Consider the following 17,465-nt stretch of genomic DNA (forward strand, 5'->3'; position numbering starts at 1 on the left):
GCATCTCGCGCTGGGCGGCGCACCCGTAGCAGGTGCAGCGCCCGGGGTGGTCGCAGTCATGCCAGACTGTGGCCTGTGCTCAACGTAAAACACCTTTCTGCTTCTGCCGCACCTTTGCGGCCCCTGGCCAGCCCTGTGCTGGCCTTTTTCGTCGCCACGGCCGTTGCCGCGGTGCTCGGCGGCTGCGCCTCGCCCCCGCCGTTCTATGCGGCGGCAGCGTCTGAATCGCTGGTGAATGTGTACGGGCCAGAGGCTTCCACAGAGACGCCCACGGCGCCTGCACAGGCCAATGCACAGGAGGCTCCTGCGGCCACCCAGACGCCACCCCCTGCGGAGCGCTTTGTACTGCGGCCCTTGCCAGGCGCTGATGGCGCCACGCTCCTGGCCCTCACGCGCAGCGAGCGCACCGCCTCGCTGCGCTATCGCGTGATCGTCATCCCCGGCTCCGGCTGCGCGGGCATGGGGCCGATTGCCGACCGCTACTTTGCCGGCCTGCTGCATGCCCAGGTGCTGGTGTTGCACAAGCCCGGCGTGGACCCGCAGGCGCGCACGGCGCCCGCAGACTGCGCACGCGACTTCGTGCAACAAGACCGCCTCTCCAGCTGGCTGGCCCACGCCCGTGCGGCGTTGGTGGCCGATGCGCAGCAACGCGCGCGCGAAGGCGCACCCGCGCTGCCGCAACTGCTGGTGGGCATCTCCGAAGGCGCCGAACTGCTGCCCGCCCTGGCACCCGAGGTTCCGCAACTCGCGGGCCTGGTGGTGCTGGCGTCCAGTGGCCTTGATCCGCAGGAGGCGGGAGCCCTGCAAGCCCAGCGCCTGGGGGCGCAAGCCGACTGGGAGGAACTGGGCCGCATGGTGGCTGGACGCCGCCCCGACAGCGCCGTAGCGCAGGGCCGCAGCCTGGGCTACTGGCGCGACCTGTGGAACTGGTCCTTGACCCTGCCGCTGGTGCGAAGCCCCTGGCCGTTGCTGCAGGTGTGGGGTGGCGACGATGCGCTGGTGCCCCTTGCGGCCTACGAGCGTTTTGCAGAGCTGGCCTCCTTGCGCACCGTGCCCTATTGCGCGCGCCGCCTGGACGGCGCCAACCACGGCTTGCAGCGCAGTGCGGGGCCGCTCACAGACGGCGTGCAGCTGGTCTGGGCCTGGATCGAGCAATGGGCGCGCAACCCGGCCTCAGGGCTGTGCGCGCCGCTGCTGGACCGGCCCCTGATGCTGTTGCCATCAGTGGGCGTTCCCTGAGCCAGGATCGCACCGCAGACAGTTTGCTATTGGGTTGATGGCTGCTTGCGCTTTTGGCGCGGGCGCCAGCAGACCTAAGAACCTGTTCAAAATCTTTTCGGGGTCGCACAAGTACCTTGCCGGGATGGGATGCAAGGCGCGGGGTGCAGCCAATAGCTTGGCTATTGGCAAGCGCCGCAACGCCGCAGACCGCCCGGCAAGGCACTTGCCCGCAGGGTTGGAGTGAAATCGGGCGATTGGACACCTCAGCTGCTTGCATGGGCATGAGCCCATGCGGCGCATCCGAAGCTTCCACGTCCATCACGATGGCACTCCAATGCGATCCCCGAAAAGATTTTGAACAGGTTCTAAGACCGCCTGTGGCAAAGTTGCCTTGTGCAGCAGCCAGCTGCGCCGCTGCAGAGGCGGTAAAAAAACGGACCCTCAGCCCGACGGTGGCCCTTGCGGCCCGGGAGGGACGGGATTGGCAAGGGCCTGCGCCTGCAGCCAGGCACAGAACACATCCAGCCGGGGCAGGGGGCCGCTGGTGCGGCGGCGCACCACGTAGTCATATCCCGAGGCCACAAAACCCAGCGGGGCCACCAGCCGCCCCGCCAACACGTCGTCCATCACCAGATGCCAGGGGGCGACGGCAATGCCCAGCCCGCGCACGGCGGCCTCCAGCGTGAAGTAGTAGTGCTCGAACTCGGGCCCCGCCTGTGAAGGCGTGGGCAGCGGCACGGTAGCGCCCGCCGCTGCCCCCCACATGGCCCAGGCGTTGCGCCGCGTGCGGGTGTGCAGGCGCACGGGAGCGAGGGCCGGGTCGGCCAGATCGGCGGACTGGCGCAGCGCCACTCGTTGCGCCAGTTCGGGGCTCAGCACCGGGCCCAGGTGTTCGGGGAACAACCGTTGTTCCTTGCTGGTATCCCACGCCCCGGTGGCCTCTTCGGCAGTGATGGTCAGGTCGCCGTGCATGCGGCCCTCGCCGGTGCCTGCGTCGGTGGTGCGCAGGCGCACCTCGATGCCCGGGTGCTGCGCCTGGAAGTCGAACAACCGGGGGATCAGCCACTTCACGGTGAAGGTGCTGAAGCAGGCCACGTCCAGCGGCCCCCGGCGGGAGTCGCTGACCTCGCGCACCGCATCGGCGATGTTGGCAAAGGCGGTGGTCAGCACCGGCTGCAGCACATGCGCCGCCGGGGTGAGGGTAGGGCGGGCCTTGCTGCCGTCAAACAGGGCCACGCCCAGGTGCTGCTCCAGCTGGCGCACCTGGCGGCTGATCGCGCCGGGCGTGACCGACAACTCGTCCGCGGCCGCCGTCATGCGGCCCAGCCGGGCGGCGGCCTCGAACGCGCGCAGGGCACTCAGTGGGGGCAGGCGATGGCTCATCTATGTGATTTTAGGGCACATAAATTCAGCCAAATCATCGCTTCTCAATCATGAAATTGATAGCAAAAATAGGTTGTTTGTTAAGCGATAGCCGCTTGAAAGGCATAAAAATTGGCAACCGCTGGTTTGAATGTCTTTATTTGATTTGGATGAACATAGGAAAACCGATGCCCTTTATCCGCACCAACGTCCCGCAGGACACCCCCGCCGCCACGCGCGATGCCATCGTGCAAGGCATTCACCAGGCCCTGGTGGACGCCATCGGCATGCCGCCGGACGAGCTGTTCAACCTGGTGGCTGGCTACGCCCCCGGCGAATTTGCCTGCAGCCCCACCTTCAACGGCGTGGCACGCTCCGACCGCGTGGTGGTGGTCGAGATCACGCTGCGGCGCGGGCGCAGCGACGCGATGAAGCGCACCCTCTATGCCGCCATCGCACGCAACCTGTTGGCCATGGCGGGCGTGGCCCCGGCCGACGTGTTCATCTTCATTCACGAGAACGACTATTCCGACTGGTCCGTGGGCCACGGGCGGTTTGCAATGGACCTGGTGCAAAACAACGCGGCAGCCTGAGCCGTGGCACCCGCTACCGGGGCCGGAACATCCTGAACAGCTGCTCCGGCCCCACCGTGAAGTAATCGGCCGGGCCCCCGCCGCGCAGGATGTGGCCTGCGTTCGCCGTGTCGTACACCCCGTCCTTGAGCAGCGCCTTGTCGATGTGCACGGCCACCACCTCGCCCAGCACCAGCCAGGTGTCCACCGGGGCGCCATCCACGCCCTGCAACTGCAGGATCTGCGTGCTGCGGCATTCAAAGGTGACAGGGCTTTCTGCCACGCGCGGCGGTGCGACCAAAGTGGAGGGAAGGGGGGTGAGGCCCGTCAGCGCGAACTCGCTGACCTCGGGCGGCACGGCGGCACAGCTCTGGTTCATCACCTCGGCCAGCTCGCGCGTGGCCAGGTTCCACACGAACTCGCCGGTCTCCTGCACATTGCGCACCGTGTCTTTGTAGCCGATGCTGGCAAAGCCCACGATGGGCGGCACGTAGTTGAAGGCGTTGAAAAAGCTGTAGGGCGCCAGGTTGGTGGCACCTGCTGCGTTCTGCGTGGAGATCCAGCCAATGGGGCGCGGCCCCACGATGGCGTTGAACGGGTCGTGCGGCAGGCCGTGGCCCAGGCGGGGCTCGTAGCTGTGGATGTCATCGCGGCGGGGTGGGGCGGTGGTCATGGGGGTGCAGTGAGGTGGATGGGGATATGCACGCTGCAGCGGGTGGTCCTTTCACCGCGCAGTCTCCGGGTCGTACATTACCTCCGGCTTCTGCGGGAGGCAGTCACCGGGATTTCAAAGATGCTACTAAAGTAATAGCTAAAAGCGCTTTGTGGTAAAGCGCTAGGGGGCTATTTCTATCAAAAAGGGGTGGCGCCCACTGGCGCAGTGGCTTTGGCGGTGATCAACACGTAAGACCGAAGGCCAGGGCTATCAGCCGCCCCCATGCCCGGGTGGCAGGCCGAAAAGGCTCCGCCCAAAAAAATGGACCCGCGAGGGTCTATGGGTAGTCGGCGATTTCGGGTCACCGCCGAGGTGCCGGCAGCGCCTTATTTCTGGAACAGCACCAGCTGAGTCTCTGTTGGGGCCATGCCGCCCCTTTCGGCGTTCATCGTCACTTCGTAGCGTGTGCCGGGTAGCGGTATTTGCGATGTGAAGCTGAACGAGAAGTCACCGTTGCCATCTGCCTGCACACGCTGCGACAGCAATTCCTGGTTCAGGCCAAACGCACCGACGAGCGTGCCGACCGCATTCACCTGGACATCCACCACCGCGCCAGGCACGGTGCGGCCGCGCACGACCACGGCGCCTCTGTCCACTGTGGCATGGTTGGCATGGCTGGTCACCTGCAGCTGCACCGTGGTGGGCGCGGCGTTCACTTGCGAAGCGATGTTGAAGGTCCAGTTCTGGCGCATGCCGTTGCCCACCAGGTCCCGGGCGGTCACTTCGACCGGATACCGGCCGGTGGGCAGGTCAGCGCGGTAGGTGAAAAACTGCGGCGTGACCTGCGAGGCGGACGTGACATCGCGGCCCGCGATCACGATGCGAACGCTTTTGGGGTCTACACCCACACCACCGACGTCATCAAACGTGCCGGACACCGAAGTGGCCGCATTGCGCGGGACCGTTTCCCCGTCGCGCGGCGACACGTGGCGAATCACCGGCGGTTTGGCATCGGCGATCAAAGGCTGGGTCAGGGTTGACGAAACCGTGCGGTCCCCGACACGCAAGGTGGCCACCGTGGGGCGCGACGGCGCCAGGTTGTCCATGCGGCGGATGGTGTACGCGCCCTCATACACGCCGGGCGATACCTCGCGCATCGGCACGTTGTCGATGACACCGGGGATGTCGAAATTGGCCCTGCCTCCGGGGGCTCCGTTCAGCGTAAAGCGCAATTCGGCGCCGGGCTCCATCTTGTCGATGGGTGCGACCGAGAAACGGTCGATCCTCAGGCCGGGTGGCGGTGCCGCCACCACGTCCCGGCCACCAATGCCGGCCGGAAGCGAGTAGTTGCTGGTGATGGTGCGGTTGCGCACCTTGAGCGTGGCGCGCACGGCGCTGCCTTCATTGAGCCGGTCCTGGCGGCGGATTGTGTAGCTGCCCGTGTACACGCCCCGTTCGGTTTCCTGCAGCACGATGGCGCGGGGTATGCCGGCCACATGGAGTTGGACCCGGCCCCGTGGTGTGCCTTCTATCGTGAACCGCAGGTCGGCGCCGGCCCGCAGACCGTCGTCTGTCGCTACCTGCAGTGATCGCAATTCAGGGGCGGCGGGCTGCGCCATGACCGTACCTGGAACGACCATCAGGGCGCTGGCGACGGGAAGAAGCAGGAAAAGGGCTGCCACATGGTGGCGAATCTGTTTTGTCATAGGGTTCAAACCTGGTGCTAGGGATGAACTCACTGTGGGCGCAACACATGTTTCCAAACGTAGGCGGGCAGCGACAAGTTCGAAGGACAAGACGCCGTTGGCGCGTCAGGAGCGCGCCGTTTTGAGCCCTTTCACGAGTGCGTAGGCCGGTGGTGCAGCCTCGCACAGCCTCTATTGCACAGGCGCCGGGTGTTGCTGCCCCAGAAACCGCCCCGGTGGCTGCCCCACCGACTTGCGCACCATCGCGCTGAACGCACTGGGGCTGTAGCCCAGCTCGGCGGCGATCTGGCCCATGGGCATGCGCCCGGCAGCCAGCGACACGGCCTTGGCCAGGATGACCTGCTGGCGCCACTGGGTGAAGGTGCTGCCCAGTTCGGAACGGAACAGCCGCGCCACGGTGCGCGGGCTGGCGCCGGTGTCCTGCGCCCAGTCGGCCAGCGTTTCGTGGCGCGTGGGGTCGGCCAGCACGGCCTCGCACAGGTGGCGCAGGCGCTTGTCCTGGGGCAGGTCCACGCCCAGCTTTACGGCGGCGGCGCGGGCCAGTTCATCGCGGATGAGGGCGCTCAGGTGCTGCTCGCGCAGCCGCTGGGCGGGCGTGAGAGCGGGGCCGCCATCGGGTGTGGTGGGCATCTCGCGCACCAGGGCGCGCAGCAGCTCGGACACCTCCAGCACGCGGCACTGGCGCCAGGCGTCTTCCTGGTCGCGCGGCACACCGGGGCCGCAGCGCCCCCGGGGCTGGTGAAAGTACAGCGTGCGCAGGTCGGCGTCTTCCACCATGGTCACGGCATGTTCCACACCGGGCGGAATCCACAGCGCGCGCGAGGGCGGCACGATGTAGGTGCCGTGGTTCACCGTGAGCCGGATCACACCCGTGGTGGAGATCGCCACCTGCGCCCAGGGGTGGCTGTGCGGCATCACCTGCGTGTCGGCGGCCAGCCAGCGCAGCTTGGCGCGCACCGGGCGGGCGGGGGTAGGCACAAACAGCTCGGGCGTGAGCGAGCCCACGTACGACATCCCGCGCCCCGCTCCGCGCGAGCTCCCGCTTTTTGGACGGGGCACAACCTGGGCGGCAAAGTGCTCCACCACCGGCTCGGGGGATGGGGCGGGTGCGGCGGCGGGGTTTGGCATGTTTGCGATAGAAGTTGGCCGCCTATCGTAAACCTGCCGAAGCCTGCGTGCCTAAGATCAAGCCCATGACCGCTTCATCCTCTGGCGCCACCGCCAACCCCGTGCCCTTGCGGCAGGACGCCCGCACCATCGGCCTCGTTGGCCTGGCCCATGGCAGCTCGCATTTCTTCCACATGCTGCTGCCGCCGCTGTTCCCGTGGCTGATCGGCGAGTTTGGCTTCAGCTATTCCGAGCTCGGCCTGCTGGTGTCGGTGTTTTTTGTGATCTCGGGTGTGGGCCAGGCGCTTTCGGGCTTTCTGGTGGACCGTGTGGGCGCGCGGCCGGTGATGTTCTTTGCGCTGTCCAGTTTTGCGGCGGCGGGCCTGGCCGCGGGCACGGCACAGGGCTACACCGGCCTGCTGCTGGCGGCGGCGCTGGCCGGGCTGGGCAATGCGCCCTTCCACCCGGTGGACTTCACGATCTTGAACAAGCGCGTGTCGCCCCAGCGCCTGGGGCATGGCTTTTCGGTGCACGGCATCAGCGGCAACCTGGGCTGGGCCACGGCGCCGGTGTTCATGGCGGGCATTGCCACGGCCACGGGCTCGTGGCGCACGGCCTGCCTGTGCGGGGGCCTGTTCGCCCTGGTGGTGCTGGCCATCATGGTCTGGAACCGCGATGCGCTGGACGACCGCCAGGGTGCCTGGGCGCACCAGGCCAAGGGCGGGGCGGGGGCTGCCAAGTCCGAGCACCCCATGGCCTTCCTCAAGCTGCCCTCGGTGTGGCTGTGTTTCTCGTTCTTCTTCTGGAGCACCTGCGCCCTGAGCGCCATCCAGAGCTTTGCCAGCCCGGCGCTGCAGTCCATGTATGGCCTGCCGCTGAGCATCACGGCCATGGTGGTCACGGGCTACATGCTGTGCGGCGCGGTGGGCATGTTGATCGGCGGCTTCCTGGTGGGGCGTGTGCAGCGGCTGGAGAAGATCATCTCGGTGTGCCTGCTCGGCTCGTCTGCGCTGCTGGTGGTGGTGGGTCTGGGGCTCCTGCCCGCCATGGCAGCCGTGGTGGTGGCTTCGGTGGCTGGCCTTGGCACAGGCCTGGCCGGCCCTTCGCGCGACATGCTGATCAAGCGCGCTGCGCCCCCGGGCGCCACGGGCCGCGTGTACGGTACCGTGTATTCGGGTCTGGACCTGGGCTTTTGCCTCGCCGCCCCCGTGTTTGGCGCCATGCTGGACCATGGCATGACCTCGGGCATCTTCTACGGCTCGGCCTTCACGCTGGCGCTGAGTGTGGTGTCGGCGGCGCTGGTGGGGGTGGGGGTTGCGGCACGGGCTGCCAGGCCCCTGGCGACGGCGGTCTGAAGGACGCCGGACGTTTGACGGGCACGCTCACCGGGTTGGCCTGTCTCCTGCATACTCAGACCATGCCATTTCCCCTCGAAGAACGCCGCGCCTTGCTCAACGTGAAGGGCGTGGGGCCGACCGTCGTCGCCCGGCTTGAACAGATGGGCTTTGAATCCCTGGCGCATCTGGGCAAGGCCAATGCTCTGGACATTGTTTCCACGGCCTCGGCCATGGTGGGCTCCACCTGCTGGAAGAACAGCCCCCAGGCCCGCGCAGCGATCCAGGCGGCCATTGCACTGGCCCAGTCGCGGCCTGCTTGACCTTTCAGCTGCAAGCCGGGGTGGGGTGTGTTGCAATGCGGCCCGGCGATGGGGCAACAAGTGGCCCCTGCTGCTGCCTCACACCATTTCCAGGACACCCCATGACCCACCCCATCTACAACGCCAGCATCCCCGTCTTTCGCCAGATGCTGGGCTCCCTGAAAGACGTGCTGGCCAAGACCGAGGCCCATGCCACGGCGCGCAAGATCGAGCCGGATGCACTGCTGCAGGCCCGGCTGTTCCCCGACATGTTCCCCATGGCGCGCCAGGTGCTGATTGCCTGCGACTTTGCCAAGGGCGTGGCCGCACGCTTGGCCGGGGTGGAGGTGCCGTCCTTCCCCGACGCCGAGCGCCCCGGTTTCGCCGATCTGAATGAACGCATCGACACCGTGCTCACGTTTGTCGAAGGCCTGCCAGAGGCTGCGTTTGCCGATGCCGCCACGCGCCAGATCACCATCCAGCCCGGCACGCCGCGCGAAAAACAGTTCGTCGGCGAGCACTACCTGCTGCACTACGGTCTGCCGCAGTTCTTCTTCCACGTGAACGCGACCTATGCCATTGCGCGGCACAACGGCGTGGAGTTGGGCAAACGCGACTACATGGGCAAGTACTGATCAGTGCCTGTGCGCAGACGGTCACCTCGGTGGCCGCTACTGCGCGTAGTTCAGCGGCAATGCCGTGGTGAACTTGATTTCTTCCATCGCAAAGCTCGAACTCACGTCTGACAGCGCCACGGCCTGCGTGAGCCGCTTGTAGACCGAATCGTAGGCGCGGATGTCGGGCACCACCACGCGCAACAGGTAGTCCACATCCCCGCTCATGCGGTAGAACTCGACGATCTCGGGGATGCCCATCACGGCATCCCGCAGGGTGTCAAACCATTGCTGGTGGTGCTGGTTGGTCTTCACGGCCACGAACACCGTCACACCCACATTCACCTTGCGCGGGTCCACCAGGGCGACATGGCGGGTGATGTACCCCTTCTCGCGCAACCACTGAATGCGCCGCCAGCAGGGCGTGTTGGACAGGTGCACGGCCTCGGCCAGCTCGGCCAGCGGCGTCTCGGCGTTGTGTTGCAGCATCGCCAGCAGCTGGCGGTCAATGGAATCCAGATTCTGTTTCAAGGGATATGTGAGAAATCGTTTCCCTTATTGGGCGTTAATCAGGGCATAAAAGCAAAGTTTTTTCAGGGCTGTCGTTACATACTGTCAAGGCACCGTTGGCACGGAATCTGCGTCAAGTTCCCGCAATTTCGCACCGTGCATCCACCCGGTGCGTGGTGCGCCGTCTCCCCATGGCACGCCGTTCCTGGCCCCTCCCGTCGCCCTTTTTCAAGGATTTCATCCATGTCGCTTTCTGTTTTTCGACGCAACCCCTACGCCCTGGGGCTGAGCATTGCCGCATTGGCCGTGCTGGCCGCCTGTGGCGGCAGTGACGGCCCCACCACCCCGGTGGCCACGCCTGAGCCCTCCGAGCAGTACGTGCCGCCCGAGCCGCCCTCGGGCTACACGCCCAAAACCATCAGCTATGCCAACAAGGACATGGTGGCGGCGGCCAACCCGCTGGCGGTAAAGGCAGGTGTCGACATCCTGGCCAAGGGCGGCACGGCCACAGATGCCGCCATTGCGGTGCAGATGGTGCTGAACCTGGTGGAGCCGCAGTCGTCGGGCATTGGCGGTGGCGCCTTCATGCTGCACTACGACAAGGGCGCCAACAAGCTGCTGGCCTACGACGGCCGCGAGACCGCGCCCAAGGCCGCCACGCCCAACCTCTTCATCGGCGCCGATGGCAAACCGCTGGCGTTTCTGGCGGCGGTGGACGGCGGCCTGTCGGTGGGCACGCCGGGCGTGCTGCGCATGCTCGAAGCCGCGCACAAGGCCCACGGCAAGCTGCCCTGGAAGGACCTGTTCGAGCCTGCCATCAAGCTCAGCGAAGACGGCTTTGCGATCTCGCCGCGCATGAGCGTGTCCATTGCCGGGTCGGCCGCGCGCATCAAGGCCCAGGGTGAGCCCGGTTCCAGCTATTTCCTCAACGCCGACGGCACCGCCAAGGCGGCGGGCACACTGCTCAAGAACCCTGAATTTGCAGCCACCCTCCGGGCCATTGCAGCGGGCGGTGCCGATGCGTTCTACAAGGGGGACATCGCCAAGGACATCGTGGCCAAGGTGGTCAGCCATCCCACCAACCCCGGCAAGCTCGCGCTCGATGACCTGAGTGATTACACCCACAAGGTGCGCGAGCCCGTGTGCGGCGTCTACCGCGTGCAGTACCGCGTGTGTGGCATGCCCGCGCCCAGCTCGGGCGGCATCGCGGTGCTGCAGACGCTGGGCCTGCTGCAGGGCTTTGACCTGGCGGCCATGAAGCCCAACACGCTCGACTCCGTGCACGTGGTGTCCGAGGCCTACCGCCTGGCCTATGCCGACCGCGCGCTGTATGTGGCCGACCCTGACTTCGTCAACGTGCCCCAGGCCGGGCTGATCAATGCCGACTACCTCAAGGAGCGCGCCAAGCTCATCAGCCTGCAAAAGAGCATGGGCGTGCCGGTGGCCGGCATCCCGCCTGGTGTCACGGGCGCCACGGGCAAGGACAGCTCACTGGCCCTGCCATCGACCACGCACATGTCCATCATCGACAACGCAGGCAACGCCGTGTCCATGACGACCACCATCGAGAACGGCTTCGGCAGCCTGCAGATGGTGCGCGGCTTCTTGCTGAACAACCAGCTCACCGACTTCTCGTTCACGGCCACCGACGCGGCAGGCAACCCCATTGCCAACAGCGTGCAGGCTGGTAAGCGCCCCCGCAGTTCCATGGCACCCACCATCATCTTCAACGCCACCACGGGCGACCTCGAAGGTGTGGTCGGCTCGCCAGGAGGCAGTGCCATCATCCAGTACACCGCCAAGACCATCCTGGGCATGACGGACTGGGGCCTGAACGTCCAGCAGGCCATCAACCTGCCGAACTTCGGTGCGCAGACCAACGCCACCACGTCCATCGAAAAGGGCTCGCTCATCGACACCGCTGCCATCCGCGACGGACTCAAGGCACGTGGCCACACCGTGGCGCAGACCGACTCCTTCACCAGCGGCCTGCATGGAGCGGTGTTCAACGGTGTGCGGTCCAACGGCAATGCGGGCCTGCTGTCGCGCAACCCAGGTGCGGGCACCTATGCCGGCGGCGCCGATCCCCGCCGTGAGGGGATTGCGCTGGGCAACAACTGAGCTGCGCAATGTGATCGGTGGCGGCTCCAGAGCAGGGGCTGCGCTGATACTGATGAAGGCTGCCGGGTGGACTACCGGGCAGCCTTTTTTTGTGGGTGCTCCGTGGTGGCCGCCGGGTGCTTTTCGCCCGCCAGCGTCTGGAGCAAGCGGGTGAAGGTCGCTGTCGGGCCCACGTTGTCCTCGGCGCGATAGACCAGCGTCAGGGGCACATCCAGCCGCCCGCCATCCACCAACGGCCGGTAGGCAATGGCGTGGCGGTGCACGCCCAGCATCGATGAAGGCACCACGGAAATGCCCGTGCCCGCAGCCACCAGGTTGAGGTTGGTTAGCATGCGCGCCACCTCGGCCACCACGCGGGGGCGCACGCCCTGCTCGGCACACAGCGCCAGCAGGTTGGCATACAGGCCGGGCGCGCCCGGGCGGCGCACCAGGATCATGGGCTCGCCCTCCAGGTCGGCAATCTGGATGGGCAGCGGCTTGCCGCGCTGCTGGCGTTGTGCCAGCGGGTGGTCGATGGGCAGGGCCACCATGGCGGGCTCGTGCTGCAGCGTATCGAACACCAGGCCCGCAGGCCGCGCCACGGGTACGCGCAGCAGGCCGCAGTGCAGGCGGCCATCGGCCACGGCCTCGGTGATCTCGGCGGCGTTGTTCTCGCCAATCTCCAGCACCAGGCCGGGGTGGCGGGCGCGGCACTCCCGCAAGGCGAACGGGGTGAATTCATGGGCGGCGGCTGAGCTGGTGAAGGCAATCACGAGCCGGCCGGTCTTGCCTTCGGCCAGCAACTGCATGCGGCTTTGCAGCGCGTCGAAGTCGTGCACCAGGCGGGCGGCATCGGCCTGCAGCATCTGCCCCGCCTCGGTCAGCGTGACGCCCTTCGCATGGCGCTTGAACAGCACCATGCCCACCGTGTTTTCCAGGGCCTTGATCTGCTGGCTGAGCGGTGGCTGGGCCATGCCCAGCAGCTCTGCCGCGCGGGTCATGTGCCCGGCTTCGGCCACCGCGAGAAAGTAGCGCAACTGGCGGATGTCCATGTCAGAGGTCGGGTGCAGATGGCAGGATGTTCATATGCAAATCGTATCGTCTAGGGCATTTTTGCCTATTTGACGTATTGAAAGCCGGTTTCTACGATGCAGCGGCATCCGGTTTGAAACGGCCCATAAGAATCCTCAAGGAGACATATCCACCATGACTGCCCCGCAACCCCATTTGCCTCTGCCCCGCCTGGCCCTGCTGGGCCTGGCGTGCCTTGCGGTGGCCGCCTGTGCGCCCATGGCACCCAGCAGTGCACCAGCGGCCAGCGCGGTCTCTGCCAAGGCCGAGGCCGCCCCCGTGGCTGCAGCCTGCCCCAAGGATCTGGCACCCATCGCCCGCTGCCTGTCGGGCCAGGATTCGGCGGGTGCGCATTACCTGATCGCCATGCCGCAGCAATGGAACGGCCACCTCGTGCTGCATGCCCACGGGGGCCCGGCGCTGGGTGCGCCCAGGATGGAGCGGTCGGTCGAAGACCTCACGCGCTGGTCCATCATGGTCCGTGCGGGTTACGCCTGGGCGGGCAGCACCTTCCGCCAGGGCGGCGTGGAGGTGCGCGCAGCGGCCGAGGATACCGAGCGCCTGCGGCAGATCTTTGTGCAGCACATAGCGCAGCCGCAGCGCACGGTGCTGCACGGCCAGTCCTGGGGCGCCAGCGTGGCAGCCAAGGGGGCCGAGATGTTCCAGACCACCGCCAATGGCAAGCGCCCCTATGACGCCGTGCTGCTCACCAGCGGCGTGCTGGCAGGCGGCACGCGGTCCTACGACTTCCGCACCGACCTGCGCGTGGTCTACCAGTACCTGTGCAACAACCACCCCCGGCCCACCGAGGTGCAGTATCCGCTGAACATCGGCCTGCCTGCCGATGCGGCGATGACCCAGGCGGACCTGGCCGCACGCGTGAACGAATGCCTGGCGCTGAACAAGCCGGTGGCCGAGCGCACGCCCGAGCAGCAGCGAAAAGTCAAAACCATCGTGGATGTGATCCGCATCCCGGCCAGCTCCATCCAGGGCCACATGAACTGGGCCACCTTCCACTTCCGCGACGTGGTGCAGCACCGTACGGGCGGCGCGAGTCCGTTTGGCAACCAGGGGGTGTTGTACCGGGGCTCGCCCGACGATGCCGCCCTGAACGCGGCCGTGCTGCGCTACCGCGCCGACCCTGCGGCCGTGGCCCGCTTCGCGCAGGACACGGACCTGACCGGCCGCATTCCCGTGCCTGTGCTCACCGTGAAAGGCGTGGACGACCCCACCGCCTTCGTCGAGCTGGATGCAGCCTTCAAGGCCACCATGGCGCAGGGCGGCAGCGCGGCGCGCCTGGTGCAGACCTTCACCCAGCACAACACCCACAGCTACCTGAGCGACCCGACCTACCCCACGCTTTTGGCGGCGCTGCTGCGCTGGGTGGACACCGGCGACAAGCCCACGCCCGAGGGCATTGCGCGGCAGTGCGCAGGCATGGAGACCCCATTTGGCAAGGGCTGCGCCTTCCTGCCCGGCTATGTGCCTGCGCCGCTGGCCAGCCGGGTGGCTGAGCGCGAGCGGCCGTAAACCAGCCGCCAGCGCAAAAAACAAAGGCCCCACTGGAACAGCGGGGCCTTGTGTCAATTTGCTATAAAAATTATAGCTTATTGCGCCTGCTAGATAAGCGCCAGGTGCCAATTTCACCAAAAAATCACAGTCAGAGCACCTGTCTTCTCGCACCGGGTGCCGCCCCGGCCGGGGCCGCCCCGCCGCCTCTGCTTACTTGACGGAGGCAAGCGCCTTGTTCAGCGTGGCGCTGGGGCGCATCACGGCGTCCAGCTTGGCCACGTCGGGCAGGTAGTAGCCGCCGATGTCGGCAGGTGCGCCCTGCACCGCAGCCAGCTCGGCCACGATGGTCTGCTCGTTGTCGGTCAACTGCTTGGCCAGGGGCGCAAACTTGGCGGCCAGCTCGGCGTCTTCGGTCTGTGCGGCCAGTTCCTGCGCCCAGTACAGCGCCAGGTAGAACTGGCTGCCACGGTTGTCCAGCTGGCCGGTCTTGGGGCTGGGGTTCTTGTTGTTGTCCAGCAGCTTGCCCGTGGCAGCGTCCAGCGTCTGGGCCAGCACCTTGGCCTTGCCGTTGCCGGTCTTCAGGCCCAGGTCTTCCAGCGACACGGCCAGCGCCAGGAACTCACCCAGCGAATCCCAGCGCAGGTGGTTTTCTTCCACCAGCTGCTGCACATGCTTGGGGGCCGAGCCGCCCGCGCCCGTTTCGTACATGCCGCCACCGGCCATCAGCGGCACGATGGACAGCATCTTGGCTGAGGTGCCCAGTTCCATGATGGGGAACAGGTCGGTGAGGTAGTCGCGCAGGATGTTGCCGGTGGCGCTGATGGTGTCCAGGCCACGGATCACGCGCTCCAGCGTGTAGCGCATCGCACGCACCTGGCTCATGATCTGGATGTCCAGGCCCACGGTGTTGTGCTCGTGCAGGTACATCTTCACCTTGGTGATGAGTTCCTTTTCGTGCGGGCGGTACGAGTCGAGCCAGAACACCACGGGCATGCCGGAGTTGCGGGCGCGGTTGACGGCCAGCTTCACCCAGTCGCGGATCGCGGCGTCCTTGACCTGGCACATGCGCCAGATGTCGCCAGCTTCCACGTTCTGGCTCAGCAGCACTTCGCCCGTGGCCAGGTCGGTGATGTTGGCCACGCCGTCTTCAGCGATCTCGAAGGTCTTGTCGTGGCTGCCGTATTCCTCGGCCTGCTGGGCCATCAGGCCCACGTTGGGCACGGTGCCCATGGTCTTGGGGTCGAACGCGCCGTGCCACTTGCAGAAGTTGATGATCTCCTGGTAGATGCGGGCGAAGGTCGATTCGGGCATCACGGCCTTCACGTCCTTCAAGCGGCCGTTGGCGTCCCACATCTTGCCGCCGTTGCGGATCATGGCGGGCATGGAGGCGTCCACGATGATGTCGTTGGGCGAGTGGAAGTTGGTGATGCCCTTGGCCGAATCCACCATGGCCAGCTCGGGGCGGTGCTCGTGGCAGGCGTGCAGGTCGCGCTTGATCTCGTCGCGCTGGCTTTGCGGCAGGGTCTCGATCTTGGTGTACAGATCGACCATGCCGTTGTTCACGTTCACGCCCAGCTCTTCAAAGGTCTTGGCGTGTTTCTCGAACGCGTCCTTGTAGAAGATCTTCACGCAGTGGCCGAACACGATGGGGTGGGACACCTTCATCATCGTGGCCTTCACGTGCAGCGAGAACATCACGCCGGTCTTGCGCGCGTCTTCGATTTCCTTTTCGTAGAACTCCAGCAGCGCCTTCTTGCTCATGAACATGCTGTCGATCACTTCGCGGTCGAGCAGGCTGACCTTCGGCTTCAAGATGATGGCCTTGCCGCTCTTGGTGATCAGCTCCATCTTCACGTCACGGGCGCGGTCCAGCGTCATGGACTTTTCGCCGTGGTAGAAGTCGCCAGCGTGCATGTGCGACACGTGCGAACGCGAGGCCTGGCTCCACTCGGCCATGCTGTGCGGGTTCTTGCGGGCGTATTCCTTCACGGCCTTGGGTGCGCGGCGGTCGGAGTTGCCTTCGCGCAGCACGGGGTTCACGGCCGAGCCGATGCACTTGCCGTAGCGGGCCTTGATGTCTTTTTCCTTGTCGTCCTTGGGCTGGTCGGGGTAGTCGGGCAGCGCGTAACCCTTGCCCTGCAGCTCGGTGATGGCGGCCTTGAGCTGCGAGACGGACGCACTGATGTTGGGCAGCTTGATGATGTTGGCGTCGGGCTGCAGTGTTTTCTTGCCCAGCTCTGCCAGGGTGTTGGGAGCGCGCTGGTCTTCCTTCAAAAACTCGGGAAACTCGCCCAGCACGCGGGCGGCCACGGAGATGTCGCTCTCCGTCACATTGATGCCTGCGGGTGCCGCGAACGTGCGGACGATGGGCAGGAAGGAGGCCGTGGCCAGACGGGGTGCTTCGTCGGTCAGGGTGTAGATGATGGTCGGTTGCTGGGTCGTCATGGCTTGTCTCACGAAACAGAGTAGGTAGGTGCCCCCGGCTGCGTCGCAGCGGGGCCAAACGCGGATGCTCTCTGATTCTCCTTGCTCGGGGCTGTCACAGCCCGCTGTTTTTGCAATCGAATCTCACAATGCAAAATTATCATAAGCCCAGGGCACTTTTTTTTACCAAATAGGTGGTAATCACCCTGCGGCGCTCTGCAGTTTGACCGCGTTGGCGGCAGCACGCCACCCCTTGTACACCCTATGAAAGGCCCCCTGGAACGGCCACCACGCGGCCAGGCAGGACCGCAAACTGCGTCCAGTGCACCGGCAGGGTGTCGGGCGCCGTGCCGGTGAAAGCCCCGAAAGCGGGCAGGATCAACTGTCCATCGCCCCACCCAAAGCAGGGCCCCCGCAGCGCATCCCGCGCCGGGCCGCGCAGCCGCAGCGTGGGGTGCAGGTGCCCGGCGAGCACCGTGTGTCCTGCCACCGCCTGCGGGTGATGGCAGGCCAGCACCGGCGCATCGGCACAGGGCAACCAGGGCTCGTGGACCAGCGCCAGAGCCAGCGCGGCCGGTGGGTCGCCCGCGTGCTGGTCGTGGTTGCCGCGCACCAAGGTCATCGCCACATGCGCATGGCATTGGCGCCAGGGCAGCAGCTGCTGCCACAGCGCATCGGCCGCGCCGCTGCGCGCATGCAGAAAGTCGCCCAGAAACACCAGATGGTCGGCACCGGTGGCAGCGAGCACTGCATCCAGCCGCGCCAGGTTGTCGGCCGTGGTGCCGTGCGGCACGGGCTGGCCCGCGCGGCGGAAGGTGGCCGCCTTGCCGAAATGCACATCCGCCACCATCACCATGCGCGCGGCAGGCCACCACAGCGCACGCTGGGGCAGCAGCTGCAGGGCGGTGCCGCAGGGCAGGGTGATGGCGTGCGCACCGATGGTGTGCGTGGGGGTGGCCAGCGTGGTCATCGTGC

Annotated in this window: 15 protein-coding genes; 7 read left to right on the forward strand and 8 right to left on the reverse strand. The window is 66.3% G+C overall.

Translation table 11 applies throughout. The features are described 5' to 3' along the window. Positions 1–75 precede the first annotated feature (75 nt). Positions 76–1,239 (forward strand): alpha/beta hydrolase, encoded by a 1,164-nt coding sequence (locus EXV95_RS16810; RefSeq protein ID WP_255484770.1) that lies wholly within the window; start codon positions 76–78, stop codon positions 1,237–1,239. A gap of 423 nt (positions 1,240–1,662) precedes the next feature. On the opposite strand, the gene EXV95_RS16815 is transcribed toward EXV95_RS16810, so the two are convergent. Beyond that, positions 1,663–2,604: a LysR substrate-binding domain-containing protein gene (locus tag EXV95_RS16815; protein ID WP_176887708.1), complete on the reverse strand. Its 942-nt coding sequence runs from the start codon at positions 2,602–2,604 to the stop codon at positions 1,663–1,665. Between the two features lie 167 nt (positions 2,605–2,771). Between EXV95_RS16815 and EXV95_RS16820 the strand changes: the two genes are divergently transcribed. Beyond that, positions 2,772–3,176: a tautomerase family protein gene (locus EXV95_RS16820; RefSeq protein WP_176887709.1), complete on the forward strand. Its 405-nt coding sequence runs from the start codon at positions 2,772–2,774 to the stop codon at positions 3,174–3,176. Positions 3,177–3,189: 13 nt separating this feature from the next. Here the strand turns inward: EXV95_RS16820 and EXV95_RS16825 are convergent, their stop codons facing one another. The 3 genes from EXV95_RS16825 to EXV95_RS16835 form a co-directional block, all read right to left on the reverse strand. After that, on the reverse strand, positions 3,190–3,828 hold the full coding sequence (locus tag EXV95_RS16825) for a flavin reductase family protein (RefSeq protein WP_176887710.1): 639 nt from the start codon (positions 3,826–3,828) through the stop codon (positions 3,190–3,192). A gap of 368 nt (positions 3,829–4,196) precedes the next feature. Continuing rightward, a complete protein-coding gene (locus EXV95_RS16830; RefSeq protein ID WP_176887711.1) occupies positions 4,197–5,516 on the reverse strand; it encodes a hypothetical protein in 1,320 nt (439 codons plus the stop codon). Positions 5,517–5,687: 171 nt separating this feature from the next. Beyond that, positions 5,688–6,644: a helix-turn-helix domain-containing protein gene (locus EXV95_RS16835; protein WP_176887712.1), complete on the reverse strand. Its 957-nt coding sequence runs from the start codon at positions 6,642–6,644 to the stop codon at positions 5,688–5,690. Between the two features lie 65 nt (positions 6,645–6,709). Here EXV95_RS16835 and EXV95_RS16840 point away from each other — a divergent pair, with 65 nt between their 5' ends. The 3 genes from EXV95_RS16840 to EXV95_RS16850 all read left to right on the forward strand — a co-directional run bounded on the left by EXV95_RS16840 (position 6,710) and on the right by EXV95_RS16850 (position 8,894). Beyond that, entirely contained in the window at positions 6,710–7,978 is a 1,269-nt protein-coding gene (locus EXV95_RS16840) for an MFS transporter (protein ID WP_176887713.1), read from the forward strand. Between the two features lie 62 nt (positions 7,979–8,040). Next, positions 8,041–8,280, forward strand: a complete 240-nt coding sequence (locus tag EXV95_RS16845) for a hypothetical protein (RefSeq protein ID WP_055395781.1) — start codon at positions 8,041–8,043, stop codon at positions 8,278–8,280. A gap of 101 nt (positions 8,281–8,381) precedes the next feature. After that, complete coding sequence (locus EXV95_RS16850) at positions 8,382–8,894, forward strand: DUF1993 family protein (protein ID WP_055395783.1); 513 nt, start codon at positions 8,382–8,384, stop codon at positions 8,892–8,894. A 36-nt stretch (positions 8,895–8,930) separates the two neighbouring features. Here EXV95_RS16850 and EXV95_RS16855 read toward each other — a convergent pair whose 3' ends face one another. Then, the gene (locus tag EXV95_RS16855; RefSeq protein WP_055395804.1) at positions 8,931–9,392 is read right to left on the reverse strand and encodes an Lrp/AsnC family transcriptional regulator; all 462 of its coding nucleotides are present in this window, start codon (positions 9,390–9,392) and stop codon (positions 8,931–8,933) included. Between the two features lie 234 nt (positions 9,393–9,626). Between EXV95_RS16855 and ggt the strand changes: the two genes are divergently transcribed. Further along, positions 9,627–11,504: a gamma-glutamyltransferase gene (gene ggt / locus EXV95_RS16860; RefSeq protein WP_176887714.1), complete on the forward strand. Its 1,878-nt coding sequence runs from the start codon at positions 9,627–9,629 to the stop codon at positions 11,502–11,504. A gap of 71 nt (positions 11,505–11,575) precedes the next feature. Here the strand turns inward: ggt and EXV95_RS16865 are convergent, their stop codons facing one another. Beyond that, entirely contained in the window at positions 11,576–12,535 is a 960-nt protein-coding gene (locus EXV95_RS16865) for a LysR family transcriptional regulator (RefSeq protein ID WP_176887715.1), read from the reverse strand. Positions 12,536–12,689: 154 nt separating this feature from the next. Between EXV95_RS16865 and EXV95_RS16870 the strand changes: the two genes are divergently transcribed. After that, a complete protein-coding gene (locus EXV95_RS16870; RefSeq protein ID WP_176887716.1) occupies positions 12,690–14,084 on the forward strand; it encodes a hypothetical protein in 1,395 nt (464 codons plus the stop codon). A gap of 192 nt (positions 14,085–14,276) precedes the next feature. Here EXV95_RS16870 and EXV95_RS16875 read toward each other — a convergent pair whose 3' ends face one another. Both EXV95_RS16875 and pdeM read right to left on the reverse strand, forming a co-directional pair. Continuing rightward, a complete protein-coding gene (locus EXV95_RS16875; RefSeq protein ID WP_176887717.1) occupies positions 14,277–16,511 on the reverse strand; it encodes an NADP-dependent isocitrate dehydrogenase in 2,235 nt (744 codons plus the stop codon). Positions 16,512–16,752: 241 nt separating this feature from the next. Continuing rightward, a complete protein-coding gene (gene pdeM, locus EXV95_RS16880; protein ID WP_176887718.1) occupies positions 16,753–17,460 on the reverse strand; it encodes a ligase-associated DNA damage response endonuclease PdeM in 708 nt (235 codons plus the stop codon). Positions 17,461–17,465: the final 5 nt, after the last annotated feature.

This window comes from Acidovorax sp. JMULE5 (assembly GCF_013376875.1).
In the GTDB taxonomy this organism is placed as follows: domain Bacteria; phylum Pseudomonadota; class Gammaproteobacteria; order Burkholderiales; family Burkholderiaceae_C; genus Acidovorax; species Acidovorax facilis.

What these genes read in the sequence shown, in the direction of transcription:
- EXV95_RS16815 (WP_176887708.1), bottom strand. Translation starts at nt 2,604, where the DNA reads ATGAGCCATCGCCTGCCCCCACTGAGTGCCCTGCGCGCGTTCGAGGCC.
- EXV95_RS16820 (WP_176887709.1), top strand. Translation starts at nt 2,772, where the DNA reads ATGCCCTTTATCCGCACCAACGTCCCGCAGGACACCCCCGCCGCCACG.
- EXV95_RS16825 (WP_176887710.1), bottom strand. Translation starts at nt 3,828, where the DNA reads ATGACCACCGCCCCACCCCGCCGCGATGACATCCACAGCTACGAGCCC.
- EXV95_RS16830 (WP_176887711.1), bottom strand. Translation starts at nt 5,516, where the DNA reads ATGACAAAACAGATTCGCCACCATGTGGCAGCCCTTTTCCTGCTTCTT.
- EXV95_RS16835 (WP_176887712.1), bottom strand. Translation starts at nt 6,644, where the DNA reads ATGCCAAACCCCGCCGCCGCACCCGCCCCATCCCCCGAGCCGGTGGTG.
- EXV95_RS16840 (WP_176887713.1), top strand. Translation starts at nt 6,710, where the DNA reads ATGACCGCTTCATCCTCTGGCGCCACCGCCAACCCCGTGCCCTTGCGG.
- EXV95_RS16845 (WP_055395781.1), top strand. Translation starts at nt 8,041, where the DNA reads ATGCCATTTCCCCTCGAAGAACGCCGCGCCTTGCTCAACGTGAAGGGC.
- EXV95_RS16850 (WP_055395783.1), top strand. Translation starts at nt 8,382, where the DNA reads ATGACCCACCCCATCTACAACGCCAGCATCCCCGTCTTTCGCCAGATG.
- ggt (WP_176887714.1), top strand. Translation starts at nt 9,627, where the DNA reads ATGTCGCTTTCTGTTTTTCGACGCAACCCCTACGCCCTGGGGCTGAGC.
- EXV95_RS16865 (WP_176887715.1), bottom strand. Translation starts at nt 12,535, where the DNA reads ATGGACATCCGCCAGTTGCGCTACTTTCTCGCGGTGGCCGAAGCCGGG.
- EXV95_RS16870 (WP_176887716.1), top strand. Translation starts at nt 12,690, where the DNA reads ATGACTGCCCCGCAACCCCATTTGCCTCTGCCCCGCCTGGCCCTGCTG.
- EXV95_RS16875 (WP_176887717.1), bottom strand. Translation starts at nt 16,511, where the DNA reads ATGACGACCCAGCAACCGACCATCATCTACACCCTGACCGACGAAGCA.
- pdeM (WP_176887718.1), bottom strand. Translation starts at nt 17,460, where the DNA reads ATGACCACGCTGGCCACCCCCACGCACACCATCGGTGCGCACGCCATC.